Raw genomic sequence first — 12,589 nt, 5'->3', positions numbered from 1 at the left:
GCACGCACCAGACGCCGCGGGGCCCGCCCTTCGGGCGGACGACGGGACTTTGCGGACACGACCTAGGGGGATACATCGCCGCGCTGAGCACCTGAGGCCGCGTCCCGGGTCGGCAGCAACTGTCCGCCGGTCAGTCCGACCGTCAGCAGCCGCGCCGTCTCCTCCGCCTGCCGTGTCGCCCGCCGCGCCTCCGCCCGCAGCTCGTGCACGTGCCGGAACGCCTCCCCGTACCGCCGCTGCTCCTCCAGCGGGAGAAGGGGAACACGGAGCCGGCCCGGGCTGACCGTCAGGACCGTGCTGCCCGTCGACGCGCCGGCGATGTTCTCCTCCGCCCCCAGGAACCCGGCGAGGAACCAGGCGTCCAGGCGCGCCGGGTCCGGCCGGAAGAGGTGGACGTGGGGGCCCAGCAGCGCGCCGGCGTCCTCCTTGCCCGCCGCCCGGGCCATCGGGCCGTCCCCGCTCGCGACCGCCCGGACGAGGACGTCCCCGACGGCGATCACGGGCGCCGTATCGCCGCGCAGCTCCGTGGGATCGCCGGTGGGGGCCGACCCGCGGGCGATGTCCGAGCCGGTGAGCACCGGCCGGGCGTCAGGATGACCCCCGCTCCCGCCTTCCGCGCGGCCCCGCGCACCCTCCGGCTGGGTCCGCAGCAGGGTGAGCGCCCCACCGCGCGCGAGGTCGGACGCCGTCGCCGTCCGCCACTCGCGGGCCGTGGCACCTGCCGCGCTCCAACCCTCGTGGCCCGCCGTCCGTGCCAGGGACTTCGCGGCCTTGACCAGGTTCCGGCGCGTGGCGTCGACCTCGGCCGACAGTTCCGTCGGGTCGATGTCCGCCCGTGACGCCCTTACGAGTCGCGCCGGGGTCAGGTCCACCACGTCGTCCAGCAGGTCCACCACCCCGACCGCGCGCGCGGCACCAGGTACGCCCTCGAACGTGTCCGGGCTCTCCGTGAACGCCCGCCAGGCATCCAGGGCACGCGTGATGATCGCCTCCCAGTCCAGGGACGCGGACCGGCTCCCGCCCTTCATTCGCGCGGTCACCGCCGTTCCGTCCTGCCCGGACTCCGCGGTGTCCACGAACAGCACCGACGTGCGCTCGGGGCCGCCCGGCTCGGGCCGTTGCAGCACCCACACCTGGAGCCCGACGTGCAGCGGTACCGAGGCGCCGACCGGCAGCGCGATCACCGCGCGCAGGGCCCCGCTGCGTACCAGCTCCGCCCGTACGCGACGCCCCGACGCGCGGCCGGCCGTGGCGGGCGGCAGGAGCAGGGCCGCATAGCCACCGGGTGTCAGGTGGGCGAGTGCGTGCTGTACCCACGCCAGCTCCGACTCCGCGCGCGGCGGGACGCCGTACGCCCAGCGCGGGTCGTACGCCAGCTCGTCGTGGCCCCAGTCGCGGACGCCGTACGGCGGGTTGCACAGCACCGCGTCGGCGAGGAGGTCGGGGAAGGCGTCCGCGCGGAGGCTGTCGGCGGCGCGCACGGTGACCACGGCCGCCGGGGCCGTCAGCATCAGGCTCACGGCGCTGCGCCGGGCCTGCACGGGAAGCGTGTCCTGGCCGTACAGCTCTCGCGCTCCCCGGCGGGCGGCGGCCGCCAGCAGGGTGCCGCTGCCGCAGGCCGGGTCCAGGACGCGGGCGGGAGAGCCGGGGATCAGGCGGGCGAGCAGGTCCGCCAGCGGCGCGGGGGTCCGGTACGCGCCGGACGCGGCGCTGTCCTCCAGCTCCCGTTCCGCCAGCACGCTCAGCGCGGCCTGGCCGCCCTCGTCGCGTACGCACGCGTAAAGCGAGCGCAGCACCGCCGCGTCGCCCGCCGCGAAGCGGACGGTCTCCGCGGCCGGCACGGCGTCGGCCGCGGACGCCGCGTCCTGCTGTGCGCGGACGGCGAGGTCCGCGTCCGGCAACTTCGTGGCGGTCGTCAGCTCCTTCGGTGAGCGGCCCGCCGCCGTGAGGACGAGGAGAAGCAGGCCCTCCGACGTGCCGCCGCCGCTCTGCGCGTGCAGGCGGAGGGCTGTGCGGAGCTCTTCCGACGGGTTCGCCGCCGTGGCGTGACCGCGCGAGGTGAGCCACGCGCGCACGGACTCCAGGTCGTACAGCGGACTGCTCTCCGTGCCGCCGGACGGCACGGGGAAGTCCCCGTGCCGACGGCGCCAGTTGCTGACCGTGGCGCGCGTGACCCCTGCGATGCGGGAGATCTCGGCGGCGGTCACCTGGACGGATGACTGGGGCATGGCGGGAGTCCTGGGCCTCTCGATAGCGAACAGTCAACAACCTACAACGCTCGTCAAATCTGTCAACGTGTTTGACGATGCTTTCACTGCTGTGGTTCTCTGTCTCTGCTTCCAGGTGGAAGCTGCTCACCGCAACTCCGGGGGAGTCCCATGCGCCTGTCCATGCCGACCGCCGTCGTCGAAGGAACCCAGCTCACCGTCATGCCGTTCCGCGCCGACGCCGTCGTGGGAACGATGTCCGTGCCGACGCTCGTCCAGCTCGTGCCCTCGCCCCGTGCCGAGGAGGACCCGCGCAGGCTGAAGGCCGCCTCCGGCCTGGTGCGCCGGCACGCCGAGCTGCGGGCCACCGTGCAGCGCACGCTGAAGTCCTCGCAGAAGGGCAAGAACGTCGGTCCGTACGCCGAGTACATCGCCGCCGGCCTCAAGGGTGAGCTCGGTGCCGCCTGGTCCACGCCGCCCATCACCCTGTGGCACGCCGGGCCGCTCGCCGCGCTCAGCGACGAACTCGTCCCCGGCACCGGCCTGCGCACCCTCACCGTCGCGCCCGGCACGATGGTCATCGCCATCGACGGCGAGACCCAGACAACCGCCTGGCACGATCTCTACGACGGCCCCGAGGCGTTCGGCCTGACGTACCCGGAACTCGCCCGGGTCCGCCTGCCGTACGAGCTGTACATCGACCTCGCTCCGGCCGACGCGCGGCAGATCTTCTACGACCGCAACGTGCAGGGTGTGGCCGTCGCCAAGAACCTCGCCATGTCGATGGACCAGCGTGACTTCGGCACGCGGCTCGCGCACCTGGTCGCCGACTCGGCTCGGGTCGATGTGGAAGGGCAGCGGGTCCCCTTCGCACGGCTCGTCAACGTCAGCAAGCGACAGGTGTCGGCGAGCGACCGCGAGGTCGTCACGCTCTCCGCGCTGCGCGCCCTCGTCGTCACCGCGCTCTACGGGCGGAACGGTCTGCAGCGGTCCGCCGAATCGGTGCACGAGGACGAGCTGCCGGCCGGGTACCGGCCCGAGCAGGTGGAGGCCGCGGTCGTGCCGATCCTCGGGCAGTTGATCACCCGCCACGCCCGGGACCTCGCCGAGCGCGGCGCCATCACCGCGCCCGCCGTCCTCGCCGGCCTCGGCATCGCCGTTCACCACACGATGCCGTGGGCCGACCCTGCGACCGCCTTCCGCACGGACGACCTGGTCCGCCTCCTCGACGGCATCCGCTGGGAGCGCGAGGCCAAGTACTGGGACGGGGTCGCCGCCAAGACCGGTACCTCGGGACGCCTCAACTTCAGCGGTGGCGTGAAGGACTCCGGCGGCCGGGTCGCCGACGCGATCCTCTACCCGGCGACCGAGACGGGGCGGAAGATCCGCGGTCTCTGAGCCCCGGCCACCTGGTCGGCGAGGACATCAAGGCCGGGACCTACGAGACCGCCGGACCGGAGGACGAGTGGGGCTGCTGCTACTGGGAGCGCGCCAAGAACGCCAGTGGTGAGTTCCAGTCGATCATTGCGAACAACAGGCTCCAGGGTCCGGGCCGCGTGACCCCTGACCAGGGCGAGTATTGCAAGACCAACCGGTGCCAGGAGTGGAAACGGGTCGGCTGAGCCGTACAACCGTCACACGTCGCTTCCGCTGGTGACGTACGACGTAGGAGTGCGAAGGCCCCGTTTTCCTGCCTTACCATCAGGCGATCACCGTGAACGCGCCGATCGGGGAGGGTCGGGCGGGCACGGGAAGGGGAGGGATGAGCCGATGACGACAGAGTCGGCTGCCTCGGCTGATCTCGAAGAGCTGAGGCGTGCGGAACGGGAGCGACGGGAGCAGCGTCGCCGGGCACGTGAGAGCGGTGCCGTCGCGCCGCTGCGAGCTCGGCGGCGTGCGTTCGGGGACGATCTGCAGGCCGAGCCGGTGAACACGCCGGCTGCGGCCGAACAGGCTCCCCCGACGCTGCGGCTGCCGGTGCGCGTCACGCACGTACTGGACAGAGTGATCCAGGAGTTGGGTGCCGGCCCCGCGCTCCTCGAGGGTCTACGGGCGCGGGCCGTCGCATCTTCCGATCCGCTGCGGGCGGTGGCCGTCGAGGCCGTCGGCCTGCTGGGCCGACTGGAACCGCTCGCCGCCATGGGGCACCTCCTCGACCTGGCGGCCGGTGGGCTGCCCGTCCTCACCGATGAGGACCGTACACGCGCTGAAGCTCTCCGTTCCGGGCGGCTGCCCGCACCGCGGACGGACCCCGCCGCCCTCGACGCCTGGCAGCTGCACCTGGAGGCAGCCGAGGCGCAGGGATGTGCGGTGCTGTCGAGCGCGGCCTGGGGGCGAATCGCGGAACAGCTGCCGCTGTCCGTCGTCGACGACCTGATCGACCGTGGAGCACTCCGCCGTGAGGTGGTGGCTCAGTTGGGGCCCGGCGAGGGGAATCGTGTCAGGTATCTGACGGCGCGGCTGGACCCCGGTCGTCTCGGCGACGCCGACGTGGAGGCGCTGCAGTGGCACGACGAGGCGTGCCGCCGGACCCTGGAGGCCGGTGGCGGGGTGGAAGCGGTCGACGGCCGGCACGACGAATGGAGTGTGCGCTCCGCCCTCCTCGCCGGAGAGGTCTCCGTGGTCGACGCGGTTGCCGTCCACGCGGCGGAGTTGTCCCAGGAGCTTGCCGACCTTGTGCAGGCCCTCCGGCGCGTCCGCCAGGGCGGACCCGTGGACGGTCGTCTCGGCCGGGACCGGACACTGTTCGGCCTGCTGGAGGACTGCGTACCCGACGGTCGTCTCGTCTCCGGTGTCACGCCCTTCCACTACTGGGCCGGGACCCGGCGCCTCTACCGGCTGCTGGACGACATGCACTGGTCCATGGCCTGCGAGCCGGAACAGACCGAGCACGTGGTGCGCGCCGCTCTGCAACAGGCCGCGGTCCTGCGGAACCAGGATTCACGGGGCGCCGCCGGCAACGCGGACCGGGAGGCGCGGGCCGTGCAGGCCTACTTGATGTTTCTGTTCGCACGTCCAGGCGAGCGGGACCGGCTCGACCAAGCGGTCGGTCTGCTGGAGGACGTGCTGAAGCGCGGCGGGAAGCAGCGCGGGGGAGTGGAGGGAAGGCAACGGCACCGGATGCGTTGCCTCAGCGAACTCTTGCAGGTCCTGAGACTCAAGTCCAAGCCTCGTGAGGTTCTCAATCCCTACCTCGCCCTGTGCGTCGAGCACGGTTCGACGGAGTGGGGGCAGGGCTGGCGCGACCTGCGCCGGCAAGTACCGGCGGAACAACTGGAGTACATCAATGGTGCCAAGGACCGCATCCGGCGCATCGAGACGGCGCGGCGGTTGGGCGAGGCAGCGGAAATGCTCTACGAGCTCCCGTTGAACGAGCGGTTCCTCTGGGTGCCCGACGACCGCAGTGAATTGCTCCAGCCCGGTCCACGGCCGATGGCACGCCGTACGCAGCCCAGTACCGAGCAGGAGAAGTCGTGGACCGCCGGCGCGGCGGCCCGGGAGATCATCGGCCGTTGCGCCGCAAGACTGAGGAACGACCACTGATGCCTTCGAACAAGAACTCCCGCAAACCGGCGTCCGACCCCCGACGGATCCCGGAATTCGAGGGAGTGCGCAGCAAGCCCGCCAGGAGCGGCAAAGGGCGTTCCCGCTCCCAGGCTGCGACCGATGCGCCGGCGCAGCGGCAACAGCGGGCCCAGGCGACCGCGCAGCGACCGGCACGAGCACGTGATGAGGAGGTAGTCGACAAGAGCGTCGTGGATCCGTCCGCCGCGGCCGGCGAGGCGGGCCCGCTGGTCGATCCCCGCTCGGACCCTGAAGTGATGTTCCGCATCCTGAGCGACAAGATCGCGGCAAAAGTGGACCGCGCTGCGATGAAGGCCGGCGCGAGCGCGGCCCAGGAGGTCGGCCGGCGACTCACCGCAGAACTGGACGCGGCCATCGCGGGCGCCCAGTCGACCGCGGGCAAGATGGGCACGCTGGTGCAACAGGCCGTCCAGGCCGCGGTGGACGAGGCCCTGCGCACCGCGGTGCTCAACGCGACACGGGTACACGAGGAGCACCTGGCACAGTTGGCCCTGATCGACCGCACGGCGCAGACGGCGGACGACATCTCCGCGGTGCGCTTGCGAGTGGAACAAGAGATGCGCCGCTCCGGACTCACTCGGATCACCACCCCGGACCCGGATGCCTTCAACCTGACCAACCCGGCCGAACATGTGGGCAGTACCGCCTTCGAGGTGCTCGCCCCGGCCTACGCGGACAGCCGGTCCGGCCGGATCATCCAGCGTGGGGAGATGAGACGCGTGCCGTCCGAACCCGCCCTCCGTGACTCCGAAGGGGGCGCCGACCGATGACGTACGGCATCGACTTCGGCACGAGCAACTCCGTGGTCGCCCGCTGGACCGGCAGCGCCACCGAGGTCGTCCGGGTGGACAGCGCCGCGCTGCCCGCCGAGTGGAACAGGCCTGGCTTCGACGAGCTGTTCCCGTCCGTCCTCTCGCTGCGGGACATCCAGCGGACGCTGTGCTTCGGCTGGTCCGCCAAGTGCGACACCGCGGAGCCGCAGGACGCGGTCAAGCGCATGCTCGCCTCCCGGCCGCGCGCCATGGAGGAGGACGGCCTCACCCAGGCGGGCACGGTTCCGGAGGAACACGAGGTCTGGCTCGGTGACGAGCCGTTCCGCAGCACCGTGGTGGCCGCCGCGCTCTTCGACCAGATGCGGGCCGGCGTGCGCCGGAACCTGCGGGACATGGAAGAGGCGGTGGTCACGGTGCCGGCCAACGCCACCGGAGCCGCGCGCTACCGCACCCGGGCCGCGGCGCGGCTCGCCGGAATCAAGGTGAAGGCGCTGATCAACGAGCCGACGGCCGCGGCGATCAGCTATGCCCACGACTTTCCGGGAGAGGGACGGTTCCTCGTCTTCGACTGGGGCGGCGGCACGATCGACGTCACCGTCCTCGAGCACTACGACGGCATCTTCGACGAGATGGCGTCGCGCGGTATCACCGCCCTGGGCGGGCTGGAGTTCGACGAGGAACTGGTGAAGCTGGTGCTCGCCAAGCTCGGCACTCACCCCGAGCGCCTGACGCGGCAGGAGGCCCGCCGCTGGCGGCGTCATGTGGAGCTGACGAAGATCGCGTTGTCGCAGCCGGACACGGATCAGGTGCTCTTCGAGCCGCTCGGAGGCCACGCTCCTGTGGTCATCCACCGGCAGGAGTTCGAGCAGGCGGTGCAGCCGCTGGTGCGCCGCGCTCTCATTCCTCTGGAGGAGTGCCTGCAGGACGTGGGGCTCACCGCCGCCGACGTCGACGCCGTCCTGATGATCGGTGGCACCTCGCAGATCCCGCTGGTACGCAGGGAGGTCGAGCGGGCCCTGGGGCGCGAGGTGGTGGACGCGCGGCTGTGCAAGCCGATGACCGCCGTCGCGCGCGGAGCGGCCATCACGGCCGCCGAGATCGACGGCCTCGTTCCCGACACCACCATCTCGGTCGCAACGAGTCACGACCTCGGCCTGTCTTTCGAGGCGGGCGGTCGACGTGGGTTCGCCACGTTGATTCCGCGCTACTCGACGCTTCCGGCACGAGGCACGCGCAGTGCCATGCCCGCGGTGCGCGGGGCCTCGAAGGTGGTGCTGGAGATCGTCGAGGGCGACGGGGAACGAGCCGCGGACGACGAGCGGACGTTTCCGCTCGCCCGGCTGGAACTCCCGGTGCCCCAGCCGAACGGTGACCCGTCGAGCAACGTGTTCGATGTCGACTACCACTACGACCGCAGCGGCATCCTCAAGGTCCACGCCAAAGCCAGGCACAGCGACACCGTCATCCTCGACGAGGAGCTCGACTGCTTCGGACCCGACGGCACGCCGATCGCCCACGGCCTCGACAGGGAGCTGCAACGGCTGCTCCGGCGCATCGACGAACCAGCCGTGCCGGTCGCCGTCCCTCCGCCGTCCTCCGAGGAGGCCGTATCACTTGAGGCGCATGCGGCGGAGGAACCGGCGAACGCCGGCTCTCCCGCCCTGGTCGTCGACGGCCGCGGCATCATGACGGCAGGGCGCACCGCTGCCTCGCCGCGCGCCCCCAGCATGCGACTGCTGGGTTCGGCCCTCACGGCGATCAGGCGCCGCTTCCCCGATCACCATGTCGTGACCGTGATCGGGACGGATCTGGTGGACGCCGTCGAGTACGACGAACGCCATCTGGTGGATCGGGCGATCGACGAGGGACTCATCGTGACCGTTCCCTCCGCCTCCCCGCAGGCCGTCCTGAACGTGGCACAGCAGCTCGACGCCCTGGTCGTGTCCATGGACAACATGACGCGGTTCCGCACGCCCCACCCCTGGCTGGGGGAGAAGGGACGGTTCGTGAAGCTGGCCCGAGTGGAGCGTGATTGGGTCTTCGTCTAGGCGACGGGACGGGGGCACTACAGCACCCCGTCCCCATCACCACTTCCCCTTGTTGCATATGATGTGCAAGTGCAATCGCGTGACTGCAGCATCAGGCCGGCCCGCCCGGAAGACCTCGACGCCGCCCGGGCGGTGATGCTCGACACCGTCTACCGCGACTTCGGCACCGGATACGTGCCGCGCTGGCACGGGGACATCATCGATCCGGCGGCCGCCTACCTGACCCCCGCTCGTCACACCCTGCTGGTGGCGGTGGAGCCGGAGCGCGGGGACGTGGTCGCGACCGCCGCGCTGGACGCGTGCGGTCCCGCGCACCCGCCGAACCCGCGCGAGGTCGCCGAGCGCTTCCCGTCCGGTACGACGGCGCAGCTGCGCCGTGTGTACGTGCGCCCCGAGCACCGCAGGCGCGGGCTGGCGCGGCGGCTCGTCGCGGAGCTGCTGGCCTTCGCCGAGGCCGACGGGGGTTACCGCTCCGTCTATCTGCACACCGATCCGTCCGTGCCGGGCGCGGAGGGTTTCTGGCGCTCGCTCGGCAAGGTCGTGCGCGACGAGCGCGAGGACGCCGGCGGCGGGCAGGGGATCATCCACTTCGAGATACCGATGGGGCGGTAGCCCGATGCGCAGCGCCAGTTCGTCCCGTCGCTTCCGGCTGCTTGCCGGTCTTCTCGCCGCCCCGATGCTCGCCGGGTGCTTCGCCTCCGCCGACAGCGGCGGCGGTTCCGGTGCGGGGCAGGGCGGCGCCCGCCTGCGCGTCGCCCTCGCCTTCCCGCCCGCCGAGAACCTCTCCCCGTACGGCGCCGACGCGACGATCCTCAGCCGCCTCGGTGTCACCGAGGGCCTGACCGCGCTGGACGGCAACGGTGCCGCGGCCCCCGCGCTCGCCGCGTCCTGGCAGCGCGCGAACGACCGCACCTGGGTGTTCACCCTGCGCGAGGCGCGCTTCCAGGACGGCACGGACGTGTCCCCGGCCGCCGTCGCCGCCTCCCTCGCCCACGCCACCGAGGCCAGGCCCGCCCCGGCGGCCCTCTCCGGTGTCACCCTCACCGCCGAGGCCGACGGCAGCCGGGCCGTACGGATCACCACCGGCGAGCCCGATCCCGTGCTTCCGCTGCGGCTCGCCAGTCCGAGCCTCGCGATCCTCTCCCCGCAGGCCTACGGCGAGAAGGGCCGCGTCGATCCGGTCGGCACGGCCACCGGACCGTTCGAGCTGGCGAAGGTCAACGGCAGCAACTCCGCGAGTCTGGCCCGCTTCGGCGATTACTGGGGCGGCCGGGCCCAGGCCTCCGGCATCGACGCCCGGTTCATCGCCGACGGCTCCGCCCGCGCCGCCGCCCTGCGCACCGGGCAGGTCGACCTCGCCGAGGCGATCCCCGTCGCCCAGGCCGCCTCCCTCACCCCGGACATCCGGCGCGAGACCGCGACCACCCGTACCACCAGCCTGCTGCTCAACACCGAGAAGGGGCCGTTCACGGATCCCGCGCTGCGGGCCGCCGCCCGTGCCGCCGTCGACACCGGCGCGCTCGCCGACGGGGTGTACGAGGGGCACGCCGACCCGGGCGCCGGTATCCACGGGCCCGCCGTCACCTGGGCCGAGGGCAGGCGGAAGCAACCTGTCGGGAGGGCGAGGGCAACCGACCCCGAGGGCACCTCCATCACCCTCGCCACCTACGACAACCGGCCCGAACTGCCCGAGACCGCCCAGGTGCTGAAGCGGCAGCTGGAGAAGGCCGGGTTCACGGTGAAGCTGGAGGTCCGCGAATACTCGCGGCTGGAGGGCGACGCCCTCGCCGGGAGGTTCGACGCCTTCGTCGGCGCCCGCAACAGCCTCGTCGACACCGGCGACCCCGTCGCCGTCCTCGCCTCCGACCACACCTGCGACGGCGGCTACAACATCGCCCGGCTGTGCGACCAGGCCGTCGACCGGGCCGTTAAGAAGGCCGAGGCCGTCGCCGACCCGGCGGCGCGGCAGGACGCCGTATTGGCCGCCGAGGCACGGATCCTCGGCACCGACGCCGTCGTCCCGCTGGTCCACCAGCGCGTCATCACGGGCGTCGGCAAGGGCGTCAGCGGGGTGCTCCTCGACCCGTACGAGCGCACCCTCGTCGGCCCCGGCACGCGGCGCTGACCCATGCCGTACGACGTCAGGACCCGGACGGTCGCGCTGCTGTGGCGGGCCGTCCTCGCCGCCGCCCTGGTCTGCGCGATCGGCCTCCTGCCCTGGCTGACCCGCACCGATCCCGCGCTGACCGTCCTCAAGGCCCGCTCCGCCGACCGCGATCCCACCCCCGAGGTGCTGGCCGACATCCGGGCCCAACTGGGGCTGGACACCGGGCCGCTGCACCTGCTCGGGCAGTGGCTCGGCGGACTGCCGCGCGGCGACGCCGGACGCTCCTGGATCTCCGGCGACCCGGTCACCCCGGCTGTGCTCCAGGCGCTCGGCGTGTCCCTGCTGCTGACGGCGGTGGCCCTGCTGGTCGCGGTCTGCACGGCCGCGATGGTGTGCGCCCGCATCCTGTGGCTCGGCAGCCGGCGGCGGCTCGGCGGGAGCCGCGCGGGCGGCACCGGATCCGCCCTCCTCGCCGCGCTGCCCGAGTTCCTCACCGCGTCCCTGCTCGCCACCGTCGTCGGCGTCCGACTCGGCTGGCTGCCCGCGCTCGGCTGGTACGGCCCGCAGTACACGGTCCTGCCCGCCCTCGCCCTCGGCCTGCCCGCCGGAGCCGTGCTCGGACGGCTCCTCGACGACCTGCTGCCCGGCGCCTTCGCCGAACCCTGGGTGCCGGCCGCCGCCGCCCGCGGTCTACCGGGCCGGCGCATCACCCGGCAGGCACTGCGCCGGTGCGTGCCCGCGCTGCTGCCGAACGCCGGACTGTTCGTCGTCGGCCTCACCGGAGGCTCCGTCGCCGTCGAGCAGATCTTCGACATCCCCGGCCTCGGCCGTACGACCCTCCAGGCCGCCCTCGCCCAGGACCTGCCCGTCCTCCAGGCGGGCACGCTCGCCCTGCTGCTCCTGGCCGCCGCCGCGACCGGGCTGGCGTATACCGTCGCCCGTCTGCTGACCGGGCCAGCGGGGCGCGACGGCGCGATGCCGACACTCCACGGTCCACGGCCGACCGCCCACGGACCTTCGTCGACCGTCCGCGGTCCACGGTCGACGGGCCGCAGTTCACGGTCGACGGGCCGCGGTCCAGGGTCGACGGGCCGCAGTTCACGGTCGACCGGCCACGGTTCACCGTCGACCGGCCACGGTCCATGGTCGTCCGTCCACCGGATCCTGCCGTTCGCATACGGTGGACCGCTCACCGTCGTCATCGTCCTCGGCCTGCCCCGCGACCCCCTCGCCCTGGACACCGTCGACCGTCTGCAGCCGCCCTCCTGGGCACACCCCCTCGGCACCGACCCCCTCGGCCGCGATCTGCTCGCCCGGATCGCCCACGGCGCCCTCGACACGCTGCTCCTCGCCCTCGGCCTCAGCGCCGCCGCGCTGGTGATCGGCGTGCTGCTCGGGCTGCTGCCCCGGCTGTCCGGGCCGCTCGTCGACACCGTCAACGCCGTACCTCCCGTACTCGCCGCCCTCCTCGTCACCGCCGTCGCCGGCCGCGGACCGGCCACCCCCGCGCTCGCCGTCGGTGCCGTCGCCTGGGCGCCGCTCGCCGCGCACACCTCCGCCCTGCTGGGCCAGGAACGCGCCGCGCTGCACATCACCGCCACCCGCGCGCTCGGCGCCGGCCGCTGGTACCTGCTGTGCCACGAACTGCTGCCCGCCGTGCTGCCGCCCGTCGCCCGGCACGCCGTGCTCCGGCTCCCCGGCATCGCCCTGGCCCTCGCCTCCCTCGCCTTCCTCGGCCTCGGCGCCCAGCCGCCGTCCCCGGAGTGGGGCCTGCTGCTCGCCGAGCAGGGCGAGGACGGCGGCGGGCGCGAGGACGGCCCAGGGAGCGCGTTCGGCATACGGCTGGTTCTCGGCGAGCAGCAGGCCCCA

9 protein-coding genes are annotated in these 12,589 nt (G+C 72.9%); 8 read left to right on the top strand and 1 reads right to left on the bottom strand.

The window, feature by feature from the left end:
- Positions 1-62: 62 nt before the first annotated feature.
- Positions 63-2,228, bottom strand: a complete 2,166-nt coding sequence (locus tag CCN42_RS32585) for an N-6 DNA methylase (RefSeq protein WP_211294839.1) — start codon at positions 2,226-2,228, stop codon at positions 63-65.
- A gap of 150 nt (positions 2,229-2,378) precedes the next feature.
- Here CCN42_RS32585 and CCN42_RS32580 point away from each other — a divergent pair, with 150 nt between their 5' ends.
- The 8 genes from CCN42_RS32580 to CCN42_RS32550 all read left to right on the top strand — a co-directional run.
- Positions 2,379-3,605, top strand: coding sequence for a DNA sulfur modification protein DndB (locus CCN42_RS32580; RefSeq protein ID WP_086740985.1), 1,227 nt, complete (start codon positions 2,379-2,381; stop codon positions 3,603-3,605).
- Positions 3,602-3,829 carry an Rv1352/Rv1906c domain-containing protein gene (locus CCN42_RS46380; RefSeq protein WP_483883545.1) on the top strand — a complete coding sequence of 76 codons (228 nt, stop codon included), beginning with the start codon at positions 3,602-3,604 and terminating at the stop codon, positions 3,827-3,829. Before CCN42_RS32580 ends, CCN42_RS46380 begins: the two co-directional genes overlap by 4 nt.
- A gap of 304 nt (positions 3,830-4,133) precedes the next feature.
- Positions 4,134-5,750: a hypothetical protein gene (locus CCN42_RS32575; protein ID WP_143662094.1), complete on the top strand. Its 1,617-nt coding sequence runs from the start codon at positions 4,134-4,136 to the stop codon at positions 5,748-5,750.
- A complete protein-coding gene (locus CCN42_RS32570) occupies positions 5,750-6,562 on the top strand; it encodes a hypothetical protein (protein ID WP_143662093.1) in 813 nt (270 codons plus the stop codon). The genes CCN42_RS32575 and CCN42_RS32570 overlap by 1 nt, the downstream gene beginning before the upstream one ends.
- Positions 6,559-8,613, top strand: coding sequence for an Hsp70 family protein (locus tag CCN42_RS32565; RefSeq protein WP_086740980.1), 2,055 nt, complete (start codon positions 6,559-6,561; stop codon positions 8,611-8,613). The genes CCN42_RS32570 and CCN42_RS32565 overlap by 4 nt, the downstream gene beginning before the upstream one ends.
- 135 nt (positions 8,614-8,748) lie before the next feature.
- On the top strand, positions 8,749-9,225 hold the full coding sequence (locus CCN42_RS32560) for a GNAT family N-acetyltransferase (RefSeq protein ID WP_422641222.1): 477 nt from the start codon (positions 8,749-8,751) through the stop codon (positions 9,223-9,225).
- A gap of 4 nt (positions 9,226-9,229) precedes the next feature.
- A complete protein-coding gene (locus CCN42_RS32555) occupies positions 9,230-10,738 on the top strand; it encodes an ABC transporter substrate-binding protein (protein ID WP_086740977.1) in 1,509 nt (502 codons plus the stop codon).
- A 3-nt stretch (positions 10,739-10,741) separates the two neighbouring features.
- Positions 10,742-12,589 (top strand): ABC transporter permease subunit (locus CCN42_RS32550; protein WP_107427680.1); only part of this gene is annotated, 1,848 nt, incomplete at its 3' end.

The organism is Streptomyces glaucescens (assembly GCF_002154375.1).
Classification (GTDB): Bacteria; Actinomycetota; Actinomycetes; order Streptomycetales; family Streptomycetaceae; genus Streptomyces; species Streptomyces glaucescens.
This window is presented reverse-complemented; position numbering and strand designations above follow the sequence as displayed.